Consider the following 19,621-nt stretch of genomic DNA (forward strand, 5'->3'; position numbering starts at 1 on the left):
CACCGCATTCCTGCGAGGAGAGCTCCCAGTGCCCGAGACACTGACCCACAAAATCCTGGCCAGCCATCTCGCATCCGGCGAGCTGACTCCCGGTGCCGACATCACCATCGCCGTCGACCAGATCCTCATCGAGGACGCGACCGGAACCATGACCGCCATGCAGTTCGAAATGCTCGGCGTGGATTCCATCGCGGTGCCGCTGGCGGTCATGTACGTCGATCACAACGTCCTGCAGATCGATGACAAGAACATGCAGGACCACCGCTACCTCCGGACGTTCTCCGCCCGCTATGGGCTGCGCTACTCCCCCGCCGGGCACGGCATCTCCCACTACATTCACCTTGAGCACTTCTCCCGGCCGGGCCAGGTCCTCGTGGGCGCGGACTCCCACACCTCAACGGCGGGCGCCCTCGGCATGTTCGCCCTCGGCGCCGGCGGGCTGGAGGTGGCGGTGGCCATGGCGGGCTACGGTTTCGACTTTGTGTGCCCCGCCGTCGTGGGCGTGGAACTGACGGGCACGCTCGGGCCCAGCGCCGAAGCGAAGGACGTGGTACTGGAGCTGCTGCGCCGCCACGGCGTGCGGGGCGGCCGCGGGAAGGTGTTCGAGTTCTACGGCGAGGGTGTAGCGTCCCTGTCCGTCTCGGCGCGGGCCACCATCTGCAACATGATCATCGAAACAGGCGCTGCCACAGCCATCTTTCCCTCCGATGGCCAGACCCGCGCGTGGCTCCGGGCCCAGCGCCGCGAGGACCAGTTTGTTCCCCTGGCGGCAGACGAAGGAGCCGCGTACGACGACGGGGAGCAGCTTGATCTTTCAGGCCTCGTTCCGCTCGTGGCGCTGCCGCACTCACCAGGCAACGTCCGTCCCGTGTCCGAACTGCCGCGCACCGAGGTGGTTCAGGTCTGCGTCGGTTCCTCTGTAAACAGTTCGTACGAGGATCTCGCCACTGTGGCGGCCATCCTCAAGGGACACACGGTCCATCCGTCCGTACAGCTCACTGTCACCCCCGGATCGCGGCAGATCCTCCAGACGATCATCGCGTCCGGGGTATATGAAGACCTCATGGGAGCCGGGGCGCGGATGCTAGAGCCCGTGTGCGGCCCGTGCGTGGGCATCGGGCAGGCGCCAACGGAGGGCGCGCCGTCGCTGCGGACCTTCAACCGTAATTTCCCGGGCCGGAGCGGCACAGCTGAGGACTGCGTGTATCTGTGTTCGCCGTCGACCGCTGCCGCGAGCGCACTGCACGGTGCGATAGTCGACGCCTCCACTGTCAGCCGCGGCCAACTCCGCCCCGCAACGCCACCCAACCCGGAGATCCACGATCTGCACATTGCCGGCGTCCTGCCCTTGGAGAGCCGGCGCACCATCGAGATCGAGCGCGGCAGCAACCTGGTCCCGCCGCCACAGCCGGAACCGCTCGCGCCGGACCTCGACGCCCGGGTGCTCATCGTCGTCGGCGATGACATCTCCACCGGCGATATGGCTCCCGACGGCGCCATCGCCATGTCCGTGTGGTCCAACATCGCCGTGTGCGCGCGCTTCATGTTCCGCCGCCTGGATCCTGGATTCCACGACCGGGCCTTGGAATGGGGCGGCGGAATTATTGTCGGCGGGGAAAACTACGGGCAGGGTTCATCGCGGGAACATGCCGCCCTCATCCCGTTGTACCTGGGGGTGCGGGTGGTGGCGGCCCGGAGCTATGCCCGGATCCACCGCCGCAACCTCATAGCGGCCGGCATTGTGCCGCTGATCCTTCCCTCTGACGCGCAAAGCTCAACCGGGCAGCGCTGGGCGATCGAAGGGCTTGCTGATGCCCTGGCCAGTGGTCACCGCTCCGTTACCGCCCGCGTGGACGGGGACGCGGAGCTGACGCTCAGGCTCGACTTCTCGCCGGCCGAACGCGCTGTCCTCACTGCCGGAGGCCTGCTGGCCCAGGTGCGGACCGGCGGGCGCTCCCTGCTGGCCAGTGACGCCGTTGTCCAGGACGACGCGGCAGGCGTTTCGCAGAGCCGGTCCGCACGGTGAAGCAGGCCGCCGTCGAATCGGGCCGAAAACCAGCACGTCGGCCTGGACAGCGCGCCACGGCCATCGCTGCACTGACAACTGTGGTGGCGGTGCTGCCGGTCTTCCTCGTCGGCGGCCTGGCTGTCCAGCTCGAGCAGGACCTGGGCATGACGGCGTCGGCACTCGGTGTCGCGGTGGCCACCTTCTGGGCTGTGTCAGCACTGCTGTCCGCCCCGGCAGGGTATGTGGCGAGCGGACTCGGGCTTCGACGCGGGGTTCCGCTGGCCGTCGGGCTGGGGTTCGTTGCGCTGGCCGGCATCGCGTTTGTCACTCCGCACTGGGCATGGCTCATCGTCTGGCTCGGTTTCGCCGGTGCAGCAAACGCCCTTATCCACCCGCTGTCCAACGGCCTGATCGTGGATCAGGTGGCGGTCCGCAACCGCGCCTTCTCGTTTGGCCTCAAGCAGGCAGCCATTCCGACGGCGACGCTCACCGCCGGCCTGTCGGTCCCGGTTTTCGCCCTCACCGTGGGGTGGAGCTGGACCTTTGCGCTGGCAGCACTGTTGGCGGCGTCCTTGATCCCGGTCCTCCTTCGCACCCTCCCCCGTGACAGCAGCGTCCCCCGGCGCTCCGGCAAAGCTGCCCGTGAGCCTCTTCCCCGGAGGCTGAAACCCTTCCTTTTTGCGACAGCGGCAGCCAGCGCGCTAGGAGCCGGGCAGGCCAATGTGGTGGGTGCTTTCACCGTGACCATGGCTGTGCAGGCGGGATTCGATGCCGCCGGCGCGGGCCTGTTGCTGGGCGCTGCCAGCGTGGCCGGGATTCTGGCGCGGCCGCTGGTGGGTATCGCTGCCGATCGGGGAATCGGCGGCTCGATGGCCACCGTGGCCCTGATGATGGGGGCCGGAAGCCTGGGGCTGCTCGGCATGGCGTCCGGCTTCCCGATCGCCTACGGAGCCGGCGCCGTCGTCGCGTTCGGGTTGGGCTGGGGCTGGAACGGCCTGGCCCATTACGTGGTCTCCCGCACGGCGCATCCGTTCACCCTCCAGGCCACCGGGATCACGCAGAGCGGCACCTACATCGGCGGAACGCTGGGGCCGTTGCTGTTCGGGATCGTGTTTTCCCAGTTCGGTCCGGCCGTTGGGTGGACGCTTGCAGCTGCGGTGGCAGCAACCGGGGCAGGGGCCTCGCTCATCGCGTTCCGTCTGGAGAAGGGGTTGCGCGGCGGGCCCGCCCCGGCATAATCCGAAGCCTTCGGACAGTTCAGGCCAGGGCCGCACTGCGCTGCCAGGAGGCAAGAATGCGTCTTGAGACACTGGTCATCATGCCTTCCGGCCCGCCGCCCTGTGGCCGCGGAACGGGATTGAGTCCCGGTGGGTACGCTACTTCTACAACGAGTGAAAACCCCTGAACGAAATGGACGGACACCCATGCACGCCGTGCTCGAATACACCTATGAGGACAACTACCTTCAGACCCGCGAAAAATATCGCTCAGATCACCTCAGGGCGGCGTGGGAAGCAGTGGAACGGGGCGACCTTCTGCTGGGTGGGGCCGTTGGGGAGGGACCCTTTACTGGGCTGCTGATCTTCACGGGCGAGAACGCGCTCGAGGCTGCAAGGACTTTTGCAGCCGCTGATCCTTACGTCACCGCCGGCGTGGTGACGTCGTGGACCGCCCGCCCGTGGACAACGGTGGTGGGAAAAGAGGCGGCCACACCCGTCCGCCCGTAAGCCCTATCTATCGCATCTCACCGCAAGCAGGACCGAGGCCACTAGCCAGCAGCAACGGATGGAGCGACGACGGCGGGAGTACCTGCCGCCGTCGTCCTCCGTCAGCGTGGGCGAACGGCAGCCGCTCCCCTGACGCGCGGCCGCCCACAGCCCCTACGGGTGCACCAGCACCTTCACCGCCGTGTCCTTGTGGTTGATCAGGGTGTCGAAGCCCTGCTCCACCAGGTCCTCCAGCGCGATCCGGCCGGTGATGAAGGGTTTGAGGTCCACCTTGCCCTCCTGCACCATCTTGATCACGGCGGGGTGGTCCCGGACGTAGGCGATGGTGCCGCGCAGGTCGATCTCCTTGAGCACCAGCTTCTGCATGTCCACCGTGGCGGGCGCGCCCCAGATGGACACGTTGACCACAACGGCGCCTGGCCGGACGGAGTCGAGCATGGTGTCCAGCACCGCGTTCACGCCGGCGCATTCGAACGCGACGTCGGCCCCCGTCCCGCCGGTCAGCTCGCGCACCCGCGCCGGGACGTCCTCCTTGCTCGGGTCCAGGACGTGGTCCGCCACGCCGCTGGAGGTGGCTTTTTCCTTGCGCGCCTGGGTGAGTTCGCTGATGATCGTGGTCACCCCCATGCCCTTCAGGACGGCGGCGGTGAGCAGCCCGATGGGCCCGGACCCGCCCACCAGCGCTGTGTCGCCCGCCTTCACGCCGCTGCGCGCCACGGCGTGGTGCGCCACGGACAGCGGCTCGATCAGCGCCGCCTCATCCAGCGGAATGTCCCCGATGGGGTGCACCCACCGCTGGTCCACCACGATCTTCTCGCTCAGCCCTCCCCCGCCGCCGGACAGCCCGATGAAGCCCATCTGCCGGCACAGGTGGTAGCTGCCGGCCTGGCACATGTCGCAGTCGCCGTCCACAAAATAGGGTTCGACGACGACGTTGTCCCCTTTCGCCAGGCCCGTCACCCCTTCGCCGATTTCCGAGACAGTGCCGGAGAATTCGTGCCCCAGGGTCACCGGGGATTCCTCGTGGGAGAGCGGGTGCGGCTGGCCGGGAGGAGGACAGAAGATGGGCCCTTCCAGGTATTCGTGCAGGTCCGTGCCGCAGATCCCGCACCACGCGACGTCGATCTTCACCGCCCCTGCGCGGAGTTCCGGCTCCGGGATGTCCTCGATGCGGATGTCCTTGCGGGCGTGGAATCGTGCTGCCTTCATGATGGGTTCTTCCTTCAGCGGGTGTGGTGGCTGGGCTGGAGTTCGTACACCGGAGTCTCCAGCCCTTCCATCCGGGCCTTGAGCTGCAGTGCCAGGTAAGAGGAATAATGCCGGCTCTGGTGCAGGTTGCCGCCGTGGATCCAGAGGTTGGGAACGTTGGTTGGTTTCCACATGTTGCGCAGCTCCCCCTCCCAGGGGCCAGGGTCTTTTGGCGTGTCTGAACCGTATCCCCAGCATTTTCCTACTTTGTCCGCGATTTCGGGAGAGACCAGGTCCGCCAGCCAGCCGTTCATGGATCCGTAGCCGGTGGCGTAGACAATGAGGTCGGCCTCCAGCTCGGTGCCGTCGTCCATCACCACCGCGTTGCCGGTGATCTTGGAAACCTGCCCGGACTTCAGCTTCACCCGCCCGTCGATGATCAGCTGGGAGGCGCCGACGTCGATGTAGTAGCCGGAACCGCGCCGCAGGTACTTCAGGAACAGGCCGGAACCGTCCACGCCGAAGTCCAGGTCAAACCCGGCGGCCTCCAGCTGCGAGTAGAACTCGGCGTCCCGCCGGGCCATCTCCTGGTACACGGGCACCTGCGCCTCCGGCAGGATCCGGTACGGAAGGGACGCGAACAGCAGGTCCGCCTTCTCCGTGGTGACGCCGTTGGCGAGCGCCTTCTCCGAGTACAGGTCACCCAGTGCCAGGTCCATCAGCGATTCGCTGCGGGCAATGTGGGTGGAGGAGCGCTGTACCATGGTGACGTCGGCGCCGTGCTCCCACAGGTCCGCGCAGATGTCATGCGCGGAGTTGTTGGAGCCGATCACCACCGCCTTCTTCCCGGTCCAGTCCCCGCCGCCGGGGTGCTGGGAGGAGTGCCGCTGCTCCCCCAGGAAGCTCTCGGCACCGTCGAACGCGGGGATGTTCGGGTAGCCGGAGACACCCAGGGCGAAGACCAGCTGCCTGGGCCGGAGCGTCACCGGTTCGCCGTTGCGGAGGACGCTGACCGCCCATTCCTGCGTGCCGTCGTCGTACTCTGCGCCCACGCACTCGGTGCCGGCCCAGTAGTTCAGCTCCATGATCCGGGTGTAGTGCTCCAGCCAGTCGCCGATCTTGTCCTTGGCGGCGAAGACGGGCCAGTCGTCCGGGAACTTGAGGTAAGGCAGGTGGTCGTACCAGACGGGGTCGTGCAGGTGCAGGGACTTGTAGCGGTTCCGCCAGGAGTCGCCCGGGTTCTGGTTCTTCTCGATCACGATGGTGGGCACGCCCAGCCGCTTCAGCCGGGCGGCGAGGCCGATGCCGCCCTGCCCGCCGCCGATGACCACGCAGTAGGGCTGCTCCTCGTAGCCGAGCCGCGCTTCCTGTTCCTCCTTGAGTTCCTTCCAGGAGCGGCGGCCGCGGATGATTTCGTGCGCTACGCCCTGTTCCCGGCGCGGGCCCTTCTTCTCCTCGAAGCCCTTCAGCTCCTGCATGGTGGTGAGCAGTGTCCAGCACCTGCCGTTTCGCAGCCGGAGGTGGCCGTAGCCGCGGGCGGCGCCGGTTTCGAACGTGATCCAGGCTTCTACGGTCCCGTCGGCGGCGGCGCTACCGGTGGCGTCCTCCGCGAGCGCCCAGCTTGCCGGCCGGACGTGGTCCAGCGTGGCCTCGAGCATGCGGCCGATGTCCGCCTTGCCTTCCAGTGTTTTCAGGTTCCAGGTGAACGCCACGAAGTCGCGCCAGTAGCTTTCGTCCTCGAAGAGGTCCAGCGCGGCGTCCACGTCGCGGCGCTGCAGCGCGCCGTCCAGGCTGGCCAGCCAGGCCTGCGCGGCGGCGGTGGGTGTTTCGGTCATCTCCACTCCTTTGTGTGCGGTCCCTCGGGTGGTCCGGGCTGCCCCGTCCCGCCGGTGTCCCTGCGGTATGCTGGTGCGGGCGTGAGCTGCATCACTATTGGAACGCGGCGGGGGTAACAACCGCGTTACACGGGCACTGCCGGCAAGGACGCCGGCGGTGAGGAGGAGACGGTGGACTACGGCCTGAGGTTCTCGGACCCGGCGAAGTACGCGCGCGCCCTGCGTCGGGCGCACGAGCTGGTCATCTCCGGTGTCCCGCGCCCGGAGATCCCCGTGCCGCTGGCTGAGTCGTGGCGCCGGTCCATGGCGCTGGGCATCAGCCCGGACCAGCACAGCCCGCGCCACGTGCACGATCCGTCCGAGGTGCTGCAGCTGCGGCGGGAGCACCGGCTGCAGCGGGTGATGCCGGCGCTGCAGGACCTGCTGGCGGACGATTCCAGTTCCGGCCGGCACCTGCTGGTGCTCACCGACGCGAGCGGCGAGATCCTGTGGCGGGTGGGCAGCCGGGAGGCGCTGCAGCGGGCGGACCGGCTGGAGTTCTCCGAAGGTGCGGACTGGTCCGAGGCGGGGATCGGCACCAACGCCATCAGCGAGGCGCTGGTCACCGGCGGCCCGGTGCAGCTGTTCTCCGCCGAGCACCTGGTCCGCACCCACCACGACTGGACCTGCACCGCGGCGCCCATCACGGACCCTTTGACGGGTGCGCTGCTGGGCGTGCTGGACGTCTCCGGCCCCCTGGATACCATCAGCGCGGACACGCTGCGGATGGTGCGGTGCGCGGTCCGGGTGGCGGAGACGCTGCTGGGCACGTCCGACGGCGGCGCCTCCTTGGGTGCGTCGTCTTCCGTGCGTGCGTCCCGGCAGGATGCGCGGCGGGGTGTTGCCGCTGTTTCTTCGCTGGAGCTGCTTGGGGACCGGCCTGCCGCGGTGTTTGCCGACGGCAGCCGGGTACCGTTGACGCTGCGCCGGGCGGAGATCCTGGCGCTGTTGGACTCACGGTCGCAGGGATGGAGCGCCGACGAATTGGCGTATGAGCTGCACGGGGATGCGGGCACACCGCAGGCCATCCGGACCGAGATGTTCCGGGTGCGGTCGCTGCTGGGCGCTGCCGTGGAGTCGAACCCGTACCGGCTGGCTGCAGGCTTGGCCGGCTGTTCCGACTCGGGGCGTGTGCTGCGGCTGCTGCGGGAGGGGCTAGTAGCGGAAGCGCTGGATGCGTACTCCGCTCCCCTGCTTAGCCGGTCTGGGGCTCTGGCGGTGCAGCTGCTGCGCGACCAGCTGGACCTGGCGGTTGGTTCGGCGGTGCGGTCCAGTGCGGATGCCAACCTCCTGGTCCGATGGTTGTCCACGGATATGGGGTGCACGGACGCGGAGGGTGTGAAAGCGCTGGGACAGCTGGTGGGCCGCGATGATCCCCGGTATTCGGCGTTCCGCGCTTCCTCTGCGCTCTGTGGCTGAGCTGGCAGAACGCCGTAATTAGCCTGGCAGGAGCCCCGTGACCGCGTTCGTCGAAACCAGGCGTCCGGCGGGGCACGGGACCGGAAGGCGGACCGTTGGTCGTAAATGCATCCCGTTCGTCCTTACCGGTCACGCATACACTGAGCCATGGCTACTTACACACCCGCGGAACTGGCTCGCGAGTTGGGCTACACCGATGAGCAGCGCCCGGGACTGATCGTTCGTGAATATCTCCGAAAAAAAATACCCGGACCATCCGAAGTACCAGCGGTGGCTACTGGACGAACCCCAAGCAGCCGACGTCCGCACTAACGTTCCACGAAAGCGCTAAACGCCGACGCCTGAAAGCGAGCCCACAGAAGGCTACGCGATGGCTGCATCCCATTTCGCTGGCAGGGGAGCATTTTCGAAGTGCCCCAGCAGCGTCTCCACCAAATGCGGCGCGAAGTCGTCCTCCAGCGACAGCACCACCCGGCAGCGGGCGCCGGGCTGCTCCGGGAAGTCCATGTACAGCCCTCGCATGTCACAGACGGTCTGCCCGCGGCCGGGTCCGGACGTGGTGTCGACGTCGACATGCACCATCGGTGCAACGGCAGCCCTAACTGAACCAACCGCGAGCGCCGCGGCAAGCGGATCGTGCATCGCGGAGCAGGCGCGCCCGAACAGGCCCTCGTAGAACCGGAAGTAGTAGCCGAGCATCTCCCCCAGCGCCCGCGGCACGGCACCGGACGATGCAAGCAGCTCCTGCCGGTGGTTCTCCTCCAGCACGTTGGTCATGGTCACGTCCAGCGGCACCAGGGTCACGTTCCAGCCGGCGGACAGCACCAGGGCGGCAGCCTCGGGGTCGTTGGCGATGTTCGCCTCCGCCACGGGCGTGAGGTTCCCCGGGGCCAGGGCCGCACCGCCCATGATCGTGATCTCCGCAACCAGCTGCGGCAGGGACGGCTCCAGCCGCAGCGCCTCGGCGATGTTGGTGAGCGGGCCGATGGCCAGGACCCGCAGCGTGCCGGGGTGCTCGTGCGCCAGCCGCACCAGCATCTCGGCCGCGGTCTCCGGCGCCAGTTCGGCAGCCGCCGTCGAAAGCTCAACCTCGCCGATGCCGTTGGCGCCGTGCACCCACGGCGCTCCCCCGCCGAAGGAACCGGCAAGGGGGTCGTGCGCGCCGAGGGCGACGGGGATGTGCGCGTGCCCGGCGAGCTCTAGCAGGTCCAGGGTGTTGCGGGCGCCGACGGCGGCACTGACGTTGCCGCTGACGGCGCCGATGCCCCGCACGTCGGCCTGCGGGGAGGCGAGCAGGTAGGCCAGGGCGAGGGCGTCATCAATGCCGGTGTCGCAGTCGAGGTAGAACGGGAAACTGGTCATGGGAGTGGTTCTTCTTTCGGTCGGTGCGGAAGGTCTAGTGGGTTTCGCCCTTGGGGGCGGGGACAAAGAGGCTGACGATGAACGCGGCGGCGGTGATGCCCACCGAGATCCAGAGGGCGGTGGCGTACCCGCCGGCGGTCGCCTGCGCGGCGAACGGGGCAACAACCACGACGCCGAGGCTCGCCCCGATGCCGAAGGAGGCACCGTTGATGCTGGGCAGGGAGGCGGGTGCTTCCTTGGGCGAGAGCAGGACTGAGAGTCCGTTGATGGCGGTGAGGAAGAGGCCGTTGTAGAAGATGCCGAGGGCGGCGACGGCGATAATCACCGCGATCTGGTTGCTCGAGAACGCGGCGGCAGCGGCGGCGCAGGCCAGGCTCATCGCGGTGCCGGTGCGGAGGACCTTGATCCAGCCGCGTCGGCCGGCGAGCCAGCCGGCCAGCGGCGCGGCGAAGACGCCGATGAGCGCGGCCGGGGTGAGGAACAGCAGGGCGGACAGCGACGGGCTGAGACCGAAGCCGGAGCCCTTGTCCTGGCTGAGCAGCACCACCGTGAAGTTCATGACGGCGAAGATGCCGGCGAGGGTCAGGACCGTGGAGGCGATGACGGGCCACACCTGGCGGGAGCGCAGGTGGTGGACGGCGATGAGCGGGTGGCTGCGGCGCTTCTCGATCATCCAGAAGGCGGCGAAGGACACGATGGTGCCGGCCAGCAGGGCCAGGGTGCCGGGAGCGGTCCAGCCCGCGGCCGATCCGCCGGAGACAAAGTACGTGATGAATACCAGGAACACCGAGAGCGAGCCCGCGCCCCACCAGTCCATGGCGCCGCGGACGTGCTGCGGCCGCCCCTTCGGGACGGTCTTGAGGATGCAGCCGGCGGCGATGGCGGTGAGCACCAGGACGACGACGAAGATGGACCGGAAGCCGAGGGTCTCGGACATCAGCCCGCCGACGTAGCCGTCCACTCCCCCGACGCCGCCGTTGACGGCGGCGATGATGCCCACCGAGGTGCCGAAGACGCGCGGCTGCAGGTTCTCGCTGAGCACGATGTAGGACAGCGCGAAGACCGCGCTGGAGACGCCCTGCAGGAAGCGGCCAGCGACCAGCAGCGGCAGCGTGGGCGCCGCGATGCAGAGGATGGTGCCGGCGCCCATGATGGCCAGGACCAGCAGGAGGGCCGTGCGGCGGCCGATGAAGTCGCTCCACCTGCCGATCACGGGGCCGGCGATGGCGCCGGCGAGGAAGAACATGGACTGCACGGGGGCTGCGGCGTCGGCGGCGTGGCCGAAGCTGGCGGCGATCTGCGGCAGCGCCGGGGTGACCATGCTGGCGTTGAGCTGGAAGGACAGCACGCCGAGCAGCAGGGTGGTGATCAGCAGGGCGGCCGGGCGGCCGGCAAGTTTAGTCACGTCGGTTTCGCTTTCGACGGCGGCGGGCGGCGATGCGGTCGCGTTGGCTGGGGTGTTCACATCAAACTCCATTGTTCTCTGCAGGAGGTCCTGCCGTTGGGAAATCAGTTGTTATACAACCATGTATGACGAACAAGTACAACCATGCCGTACACTATTTCCTAATTCAGCCGATCTTGGCTCGACCTGATAGGACTTCCTCATGGGCACTCAGCTTCCCGCCGTCACCGTCGTCGGCAGCATCAACCTGGACATGATCGCCACCACCGACAGGCTCCCCACCGCCGGGGAGACCATCGGCGGGGGCGTCCTGAGCCAGCAGCCCGGCGGTAAAGGAGCGAACCAGGCCGTGGCCGCAGCACGGCTCGGCGGCTCTTCTCGGATGATCGGCGCGGTGGGTAACGACGCGCAGGGCCGGCTGATGCTGGAGGCGCTGTCGTCCGCCGGCGTGGACACCGCGGACGTGGCAGTGCTCGACGGCGACGCGACGGGCACCGCGCTGATCGTGGTGGACCGTGACGGTGAGAACCAGATCGTCGTGTGCCCCGGTGCGAACTCGGGGTTTTCGCTGGAGGGCGTTTCGTTCGGGCCGGATGAGTCGGTGCTGTGCCAGCTCGAGGTCGGGCTGGACGTGGTGTTGGAGGCGGCGCGGAAGTCTTCCGGATTTTTCGTGTTGAACGCTGCCCCGGCCATGGACCTGCCGGCCGAGCTGCTGGAGCGGTGCGATCTGGTGATCGTCAACGAGACAGAGTACGAGCTGATCCCGGCGCTGGCCGACGCGAAGCTCGTTGCGGTGACGTATGGAAAGAACGGCTCGGCGATGTTCGAGCACGGCCGGAAGGTGGCGAAGGCTCCTGCTGCTGCTGTGACGGTGGCGAACACGATCGGGGCGGGTGACGCGTTCTGCGCGGCCCTGGTCTTGGCGCTGCGGTTGGGGCTTCCTTACCAGCGGGCGCTCGCGGCAGCTAATGCCGTGGGGGCGGACGCGGTTGGCGACGATGCATCGCAGCCGGTGCTGGGGCGGTTGGAGAAGTACCTTGCCTAAGATGTTTGAGTCCGGAGAATCGCCCAGTAGGCCAGCCTCCACGATGGGTATTTCGCCACCACCCGACATGGCTGAGCTAAAACATTGAATACCCTGGGAGCTTGCTGAGGTCTGACTGGCCGAAGCATCAGGCTCGTCGCTCACCGCAGCGATGCTCCTTTCAGGGCGGAATACGCCCAACTTCCACTTGGAATAAGGTCGATTTTGGAACGATCTTGCTGTTGATCCCGCGGATCAATGGACGGGCAGCACTTGCTCGCATACGCAGAATATTTGCCGACCATTGACTTCGTGGGAAGTGCATTTCTGGCGTGAGTGAAATGCCGCCTTCCTGACGGCATTTCTCCGAAGGTAAGCAATATATTAGCTATCGAGGTTGCGGTAGCCCGTGGGTGGTGCGTTTGCTGCTTTCATCCCGGTGCTGTTCACCTGCCGCAATGTGGCCGCCCTGATGAATCTCTAGTTCCGTTCTCACTGTCCCCTGTCCTCCAGAAGCCCATGCACGGCAGCGCCCTGAGCTGTTCCTTGACCTCCCAGACAGCGGATCCTCCGTGCGGCCGCTTAGTGAACACTTCTTTCGCTGTGCTGCTGACATCTGCGTGAGCATCTTTACCCGCGGCCAGGAGGAGCAATGGGCGAGTCCTGTGCTTGCCGACAGACCTGCCCCGGCGACCCTGGACGTTCTACGACAAGTTCTGCTGGTCTCAGTCCTGATTCGATTCACAGGGGGATCGGATGGAAGCGATCGATCGCGACGACGGGGCAACCCATGGTCAGGCATCTGCATCAACATTGGACGTTAGCAGCGTGCTTTCATGTCACAGCAATACTTTTCGGCAATACTAGTGAAGTAGCGGCGTTGGAGAATTCTCGACGGGAATCCTCTTCGTCGGACTAGCTTGCAAGCCTCAAGAATCGTACAGGACCCGGAGGGCGTCAAAATGCCGAAAACCCCCATCGTTGAGATATCCATGGCCAACGGTGACGTTATTCTCAGTACAGCTGAGGTTGCAGATCCGGAACAGGAGGTTGGCGACGGAAAGCTCGTCATAAAAGCCAGAGAGTTGGTGGCTAAACTGGGGCCTCTCGCATCAGAAATAAAGGAGAGCCTCACGGAGCTCACCCCCGACGAAATGACGGTAACGCTCAAAGTCGGGCTTGCGATTGAGACCGGAGCGGTCGTCGCTATTTTGGGCGGCGGACGAGTAGAGAGCGGAATCGAGGTCGCAATGACTTGGTCACAGGGTTAGGAGCATGCACGCAGCACTCGAGCAGGCACTGTGGCGTGTGGCATTTCCCGTTATTGGTGAGCGTAGAGGGACTGCCTACTACGTCGCTCCCACACTCATAGCGACGAGCGCACATGTTCTGGGGAAGTCTCAGAAATTGGAGTTTACTGGAGGAATCGAGTGCTCACAGGTAGTTCTTTTGCAGGACTTCGAACGGGACCTAGTCTTAATTCGCGTAGACAAGATTTCCGACATCTGGCTAGTACCCACTAGGGAGCCGGCTAGGCTCGGCCAACGAAGCGTTGTCATTGGCTGTCCAGGCGGCCGAAGGGAATCGGCTTTGCTCGTGTTCGAAGGGAATGGCCACACCAACAAGGGCGACCTCGTCGCGAAGTTTGGCCAAGGTCAAATCAAGCCTTCATACAGCGGCGGCCCCGTCGTCTCGTTATCCACTGGCAGGTTGCTCGGCCAGATGCGACTAACACGCGACGAGTCAATGGACTTAGGTGGGTTGGCAGTATCATCGGCGATGATCGCTGAGGCTCTGCTTACCGTTGAGCAAAACGAGCGCAGCGCGGTGATGGAACAACAGTGGGACGCTCTCGTTCAAGGCGCGGCGCAAGAGAAGGCAGCCAAAGTCCGTAAGCTAACGACGATGCCTGCGGTTAAGAACCCCGTCTTGGGTCGTGAATCCGAGATCGCTCGACTGATGGGAATTCGCGACTCCGGAAAATTTATAGAACTGCGGGGGCCGTCAGGATCCGGCAAGACGCGCTTCCTTGCGGAGTTTTTGACGCTTCCCTACCCCTTTGAACAGGGTAGTTCTGCCGCATATATAGACCTTCACGGCTATACCGCCGCGCCCCCAGCTATCTTACGTGCGATGGTAGATCAGCTTGGCATCACTGTGCCTCAGTCTTTGTTCCGCGCCCATGCCGGAGCTGACGGTCTCGCGGGTCTTCGTCACAGAGTATTGCGGGCCTTCAAGAACCGGGCCATTGTCATCGCTCTCGACCACGGCGAGAATTTGCTCACAGTTCCTACTGTTATGGCAGAGCTAGAGGACCTACTGCGCTCCGGTAACTTTGGCGACGCGATCGTCGCCGTGGTTCTGTGGCCAGGAAGCAGTGTCGACGTGGGCTATATGAAGTTAGAAGATCCGATTTCCCTCGGACCTTTAGATGCTCACAGCATGGCTCTCTTGGTCGCAGAAAAATTTGACGTTCCTCTAGAGATAGCCAGCGACGCGGTCGCTGTGCTGGACGACGCCGTCAGGCAACCAGGCTACGTCGCTCGAGCCGCCAACGCCGCCCTGGAAGCCGGTAGGAATCCGGAAGATATCGCCGTAGCAATCGACGGTGCCGCTCGCATGGTCACACTTCGTCAGCTCGAAGCCCTGCTGATTAGCCTTACGGCAACTAGCCCGATGCCTATCGCCTCGGCTATTGCGCACGGCATCCTGGACATGAACTGCTGTAACGCGCTGACAGGCTCAGACGAAGCCATTCGCATCCATGCGTTGACGGCATCGGCAAGGCGCCTTCTCGATGCAAACCAAAGTGCAAACCGAAGTGAGGGGTTGATGAAACTCCTGTCCGCTGAGGCGGCGCTCAAGAATGCCGTCTACGACGTTCTAACAGCTCACCTGCAAGAGCCGAGCATAAGTAAATTGCAACTAGAAGCAGTTGTCGGCTTATTGTCCAATGAACGGGATGAAGCAGGACGCGCCGTCCTAGAAACTGCAGAGAATCTGCTCGCGGAGAAGACCGTCACTGCGCCTTATGGTCCGCTGGTTAGCATCTCGCGACCGGTTCCTACTAGGTCCGGTTCTGCGGCCTTTCTGTATCTGGCTCGCACGGCGCCGTCGGCCTGGCACCTCCAGAATGAGATGCGGACTGAGTCTTGTGAATATGAATTCGTCCCGATCGAGGGGCCGTCTGAACTGGCTGTCTACCGCCAAGCTCTACTCGAGCTTGATGCTAGAACTGATTATGACAGGAACGTCGAGCATCTCCGAGAAACGGTCATGAACATGGCATCGGACTTAGTTTCGACAATCGAGTACCTCTCGCTTTTGTCAGATTCCGCATTTGCATCCGCAATCCAGGGTAAGCAGAAAACTGTGGAATCAAAGGTTGCGGCTATCCAGAATTTTACGTCCGCAGTGCTCCCTGATACAGAGCATTACGATCGTCGTCTGATTGGGGTCCGAGCAGTAATCCAACTGGTTCTTGTTGGACTTGCTTCTTTTCAGGATCGCAGTGACGAAGTGCTGCATGAGCTTGCGGAATTGGTTGCAGTAAATGAAGTCTATGGTGAGGCGGTCTCCTTGCAGGCTGACTTCGTACGAGCTGGAATTGCCCAAGGTGTGCCCCTGCAGGACTTGAAGCGTCATATCGACGCTTTAATTAAGGCCTTACGAACCGCGCCGCCCGATGCGGATATTCTCGGGTTGAGCGCTCAGGTTTCATCAGTAATTCGCCGGGCTGGTATTTATGCTGAACATGCCTCCGACGGCGAGGCGATGTTGCATTTAGCCCGTGCCCTCCTGCTCCCGCTGGAGCAAGACGCGAAGGAGCGGGCACGACTGGGCGACAACCGCCCCCTCCTCGCATTGGCCCGCGTTCAGAGAGCATCCGCACTCTTGTCTGGTCAGCTCGGTGAAACTGGCGCGTTCGAGACTTCCATGTCCCAAAGCACCGCGATCATGAAGTGGATTTCAATAAATGCACCAAGTTCGGGTGCGTGGTGGACTTACCTCAAGTCTATCTCTTTAGAAGGCAGGGGTGTCGAAGGCTTTGATACTTTTAATGAAGAACGAAGAGCACACTATTCAAAACTTCTAGATAGAGAACTTGCACGATATCGCCACTGGGCCCGCCGGAAGAACACCAGGTCATCCCGAGATGTCCAAATCGAGGTATGGGCACTCTCTCTTCAGTGGGCTAAGGAGGGGTCTCTGCACTCGCTCGCAAACCGAAGGACTAGTGCCAGCGGCGACCGTTCGGTTGCCCAAAGACACTCGGCGTTGACAAGTGCGCGAAACCAGCGCATTTCGGTTCTGGAAGGCTTCAAAAAGTCGTACGGGCCAAACAGTCATATCGTGGTGGCGATGTGCGGAATAGAAGCGCAGTATCAGCGCCTGTTGGCGCATGCCGGGGAGCATAATCATGGGCCAGTGATCGCCATGTATGACCGTGGCCTTGCCGAATGCTTGGCCGATCCATTAATTCTCTTGCATAAGGCCCAGTACCTTCGCCGCCTGTGGCTTTACGACGAGTCGTTCCGGATATTTCGGGAGCTCGAACATACGCTCACTGCGGATGCTGCTCTGGTGAGGACAATGAGGATCAGTTGGGCTGAGGCGCTTGTAGCCTCTGTGATCCAGGGCAAGGTTGATCCGGCCGAGGTAGGTGCCAGGTGTCGTCACGCGCTGAGGCTCGTGGACGGCTTGGAGGGGCGATCATCAGTGGCGGCAATCGTTGGCCTGCGTGCACGGTCGGAGCTGGGCCACCACAACCTCAGCGCCTACGTGAGGGAGCTAATCTCGATTTTTGCTGATAAAAAGGGTTATCTACATGCCGCGGCAAATTTCAGTGCTTCGTTTAGGCAAAATGCCGAGAGCAACCGAAAAGAATCGTGCAACTGGGGCCATATCCTAGTCGCCGACGACTTTACATCTCCGGATACATTGCTTAAATACTCAAATTATCTCATTCGTGAATTTGAGCTTCGGCCAGAAAAGAGTCTTCTCTTGATTCGCGGAGCACTAAGTTGCTTAGAGGGTGTCCGTGTCATGTCATCACATAGCCAGCAGAATTCGGAGCAATCTTTCCTCACAGGGAAGGCTTTACTAACAGCCATAGAATATACGCGATCCACGAACCCGATTGGATGGTCGGACATTTATAATTCGCGCTCAAAAACTCGAATGATCGACTTGGCCATTGCTGAAGCGCGGTTGGAGAGCGCCGAAGCGCAGGCCGTCGGAGCGTTTCGAACCTTGATCCGGACCTATAGGGAACGAGCCGTTGCCTTTCGAACATAAAACATGTGGACGACGGCGCGTCGGGTTCACAGTGTAGGTGCAGGTTGCCGCCGGTACTACTGATCAACCTGGCATGTGCACGAATTCTGGTCTGCGCAGCGAGCGTTGCTTTCCCTTCACATGTAGGAGCGGTTGGTTTGTTTGATTCGATTCGATAGGGGCGGTGGCCGCCGGCGACGAGTAGGCATCCAAGTCTGTAGTTGGTGAAGTTGCGGAAGCCGCGGGCGATTCTGCGGGTGGTTTCGATGACGCTGTTGATCGCTTCGGTGGGGCCGTTGGAGGCGACGAAGGTGCCGAAGTAGGCAAGGATCGCTGTCTTCCATTGCTTGAGGTTGCGGCCCGGCCGTGAGATCTCGGGGATCGGGCAGGCCGGGAATGAGGCGATCACCTCGGTGACGGGTTCTCTGCCCCTGGCAGGGCTCGTGTGATAGATGTGGCGGAGCTTCTGGTAGCACTGCCAGGCCAGGGTGACTTCGTGGTCCGGGTCCCCGAGTGCGAGCTTGGCGTCGAGCCGGGCGGCTTGTTTGGCGGTGAGGTGTCCGGCGCCGATCTGCAGCATCCTGCGGATGCCGAAGAGGGGATCGCCCTTGCGGGCGCGATGGCCCAGAGTCTTCTGCTTGACCCGGCGGCGGACCTCATCGACCATGCCGATCGGACCTGACTTGGCTCATTTCCTTAGTGCGTGACTTTTTGGGCCGTGAATCGCGTCGAGGATGGCTTGCTGCTCTGCGCTGATGTCGGGAGCGAATCGTTGTGTGGTGCCGTTGATGGCGATGGTCGCTGAGCGCAGGGGCCGGAGCTGCTTGATGACGTTGGCGACCGCGAGCCCGGTTCTGTTCTGGATGGTTCGGGAGACGGCCAGCGCGGTGAACACGATCGTCAGGTGTGCCTCGATTGCGTCGCGGGTGCGGTGGAACATGGGTCTGGCCCGGAGGTCTGTTTTGCTCATCCGGAAGGACTGCTCGACGTGCCAGAGGTCGTGGTAAGAACCGATGACTTCCGTAGCCGTCATGACGTTAGCGGGGATGTTCGTGACGTAGCCTTTCAGGCCGGCGAGTTGCCGGGCTCGTGTCAGTGATGCCTCGTCGAGGCATCGTTTGCCGCCGGCGGTCTTGACGAAGCGCGGGGTCCGGGCCGCTTTCTGTCCCTCGATGACCTCGCGGGCCCGGTTCTCCTGGGCCGTGAGGGTGGTCGCGTCGCGGACCGCTCTCTTGCGGGAGTAGGCCCACACCGCCCGCCAAGAGCCGGGATTCGTGGCGGGGTCCCAGACGGGTTCGGCACGCAGGTCGGGGTTATTCTCCTTCGTGTGGCCGGTTCTGGGTGTGATGTGTCGATCAGTGCCCGTCGGTGAACGCGTCGCCGTGCCAGCGGAAGTGCGAGGCCAGGCCGGTCGGTGCCTTCGTCATCCGGGAGCCGACGATGAACCGCAGGTTCGCCTCGTCCAGTTCGCGCAGGTTGCCCGCGGAGACATGCCGGCATCGGCCACGACGACCATGTCGGCCAGCTGGTGGCGGGCCTGGAACTGCTTGATGATCGGGATCATGGTCGCGGTCTCGGCCTTGTTGCCTTCAAAGCAGCCGATCTCCAGCGGGAACCCGCCCGGTCAACGAGCAGGCCGACGACGATCTGGGGATCGACGCAGCGTTCCTTGGAATAGCCGACCTTTCGCAGCTCGTCTTCCTTCTCGGCCTCGAAGTAGAGCGTGGTGACGTCGTAGAGCACCAGGGAATGTCGCCGCTGGTGCTGGCGTGCTGGAAGCACCAGGTCGCGATCCGGTCCCGGTACTTGCCCGCAGCCGCGCGGCCGAGGGTGCGCTTCATCGTCGCGTAGCTGGCCGCGGATTGGCCCAGGTCCCGCAGGACTCTCCCGGCATCCAGCAGCGATGTCGGTTCGACCACCCGGGCGATCACCAGGTCCGGAACACCTCATCATCCAGCCCATCAAACCCCAACGCCGTGAACACGCCGGCCAGCGCATCGAACAGGATCCTGGAGTCCGTGCCGACCACACGTCCGGGACCGTCACGACCGGCTGATACCGCCGCGTCAGGAACGGTGAACAGACCCGGATCGCCGACCGGGGCGACCAGGCCTTTCACCGAAGGCGTGGGCTCGATACCGAGCTCGAGGACGCCCTGGGCAGGGTTGGCCAGCAGCTCACGGGCGCGCTGCAGCAGCATGCCGAGTTCGGCCTCCGTATGCGCCGAGCCGACGTGCTCCACAATCCGCTGCCGGCCACGGACGTACTCGGCGATCTGCACGGCCGTCGCTCCCGAGGCCGTCCGCACCCTCCTGATGAACGCCACACCGTGACACT

General features: G+C 64.2%; 11 protein-coding genes and 2 pseudogenes. 7 read left to right on the forward strand and 6 right to left on the reverse strand.

Annotation, left to right across the window (positions count from 1 at the left end):
• The first annotated feature begins 28 nt into the window (after positions 1 to 28).
• From BWQ92_RS04880 to BWQ92_RS04890, 3 genes are all read left to right on the forward strand, one after another.
• A complete protein-coding gene (locus BWQ92_RS04880) occupies positions 29 to 2,026 on the forward strand; it encodes an aconitate hydratase (RefSeq protein ID WP_076798545.1) in 1,998 nt (665 codons plus the stop codon).
• On the forward strand, positions 2,023 to 3,246 hold the full coding sequence (locus tag BWQ92_RS04885; RefSeq protein WP_076798546.1) for an MFS transporter: 1,224 nt from the start codon (positions 2,023 to 2,025) through the stop codon (positions 3,244 to 3,246). The genes BWQ92_RS04880 and BWQ92_RS04885 overlap by 4 nt, the downstream gene beginning before the upstream one ends.
• Positions 3,247 to 3,432: 186 nt before the next feature.
• On the forward strand, positions 3,433 to 3,735 hold the full coding sequence (locus BWQ92_RS04890) for a YciI-like protein (protein WP_076798547.1): 303 nt from the start codon (positions 3,433 to 3,435) through the stop codon (positions 3,733 to 3,735).
• A gap of 153 nt (positions 3,736 to 3,888) precedes the next feature.
• Here the strand turns inward: BWQ92_RS04890 and BWQ92_RS04895 are convergent, their stop codons facing one another.
• Complete coding sequence (locus tag BWQ92_RS04895) at positions 3,889 to 4,944, reverse strand: 2,3-butanediol dehydrogenase (RefSeq protein WP_076798548.1); 1,056 nt, start codon at positions 4,942 to 4,944, stop codon at positions 3,889 to 3,891.
• A gap of 14 nt (positions 4,945 to 4,958) precedes the next feature.
• Positions 4,959 to 6,758 (reverse strand): NAD(P)/FAD-dependent oxidoreductase, encoded by a 1,800-nt coding sequence (locus tag BWQ92_RS04900; RefSeq protein WP_076798549.1) that lies wholly within the window; start codon positions 6,756 to 6,758, stop codon positions 4,959 to 4,961.
• 171 nt (positions 6,759 to 6,929) lie between these two features.
• On the opposite strand from BWQ92_RS04900, the gene BWQ92_RS04905 reads away from it, so the two are divergent.
• On the forward strand, positions 6,930 to 8,216 hold the full coding sequence (locus tag BWQ92_RS04905) for a GAF domain-containing protein (RefSeq protein WP_076798550.1): 1,287 nt from the start codon (positions 6,930 to 6,932) through the stop codon (positions 8,214 to 8,216).
• A gap of 363 nt (positions 8,217 to 8,579) precedes the next feature.
• On the opposite strand, the gene BWQ92_RS04910 is transcribed toward BWQ92_RS04905, so the two are convergent.
• Positions 8,580 to 9,578: a nucleoside hydrolase gene (locus BWQ92_RS04910; RefSeq protein ID WP_076798551.1), complete on the reverse strand. Its 999-nt coding sequence runs from the start codon at positions 9,576 to 9,578 to the stop codon at positions 8,580 to 8,582.
• A gap of 34 nt (positions 9,579 to 9,612) precedes the next feature.
• Complete coding sequence (locus BWQ92_RS04915) at positions 9,613 to 11,043, reverse strand: MFS transporter (RefSeq protein ID WP_172804248.1); 1,431 nt, start codon at positions 11,041 to 11,043, stop codon at positions 9,613 to 9,615.
• A 142-nt stretch (positions 11,044 to 11,185) separates the two neighbouring features.
• Between BWQ92_RS04915 and BWQ92_RS04920 the strand changes: the two genes are divergently transcribed.
• The 3 genes from BWQ92_RS04920 to BWQ92_RS04930 all read left to right on the forward strand — a co-directional run bounded on the left by BWQ92_RS04920 (position 11,186) and on the right by BWQ92_RS04930 (position 17,305).
• Positions 11,186 to 12,028 (forward strand): ribokinase, encoded by an 843-nt coding sequence (locus BWQ92_RS04920; protein ID WP_076798553.1) that lies wholly within the window; start codon positions 11,186 to 11,188, stop codon positions 12,026 to 12,028.
• A 941-nt stretch (positions 12,029 to 12,969) separates the two neighbouring features.
• A complete protein-coding gene (locus BWQ92_RS04925) occupies positions 12,970 to 13,278 on the forward strand; it encodes a CU044_2847 family protein (RefSeq protein ID WP_076798554.1) in 309 nt (102 codons plus the stop codon).
• A gap of 4 nt (positions 13,279 to 13,282) precedes the next feature.
• Complete coding sequence (locus tag BWQ92_RS04930; protein ID WP_076798555.1) at positions 13,283 to 17,305, forward strand: serine protease; 4,023 nt, start codon at positions 13,283 to 13,285, stop codon at positions 17,303 to 17,305.
• 250 nt (positions 17,306 to 17,555) lie between these two features.
• On the opposite strand, the pseudogene BWQ92_RS24680 reads toward BWQ92_RS04930, so the two are convergent.
• Positions 17,556 to 17,951, reverse strand: a pseudogene (locus tag BWQ92_RS24680) (ISL3 family transposase); the annotation flags it as partial.
• 21 nt (positions 17,952 to 17,972) lie between these two features.
• Positions 17,973 to 19,610 (reverse strand): annotated as a pseudogene (locus BWQ92_RS04940) (IS1634 family transposase).
• Between the last annotated feature and the right edge of the window lie 11 nt (positions 19,611 to 19,621).

It is taken from the genome of Arthrobacter sp. QXT-31 (assembly GCF_001969265.1).
Taxonomy (GTDB): Bacteria; Actinomycetota; Actinomycetes; order Actinomycetales; family Micrococcaceae; genus Arthrobacter.

What these genes read in the sequence shown, in the direction of transcription:
- BWQ92_RS04890 (WP_076798547.1), top strand. Translation starts at nt 3,433, where the DNA reads ATGCACGCCGTGCTCGAATACACCTATGAGGACAACTACCTTCAGACC.
- BWQ92_RS04920 (WP_076798553.1), top strand. Translation starts at nt 11,186, where the DNA reads ATGGGCACTCAGCTTCCCGCCGTCACCGTCGTCGGCAGCATCAACCTG.
- BWQ92_RS04900 (WP_076798549.1), bottom strand. Translation starts at nt 6,758, where the DNA reads ATGACCGAAACACCCACCGCCGCCGCGCAGGCCTGGCTGGCCAGCCTG.
- BWQ92_RS04895 (WP_076798548.1), bottom strand. Translation starts at nt 4,944, where the DNA reads ATGAAGGCAGCACGATTCCACGCCCGCAAGGACATCCGCATCGAGGAC.
- BWQ92_RS04925 (WP_076798554.1), top strand. Translation starts at nt 12,970, where the DNA reads ATGCCGAAAACCCCCATCGTTGAGATATCCATGGCCAACGGTGACGTT.
- BWQ92_RS04910 (WP_076798551.1), bottom strand. Translation starts at nt 9,578, where the DNA reads ATGACCAGTTTCCCGTTCTACCTCGACTGCGACACCGGCATTGATGAC.
- BWQ92_RS04930 (WP_076798555.1), top strand. Translation starts at nt 13,283, where the DNA reads ATGCACGCAGCACTCGAGCAGGCACTGTGGCGTGTGGCATTTCCCGTT.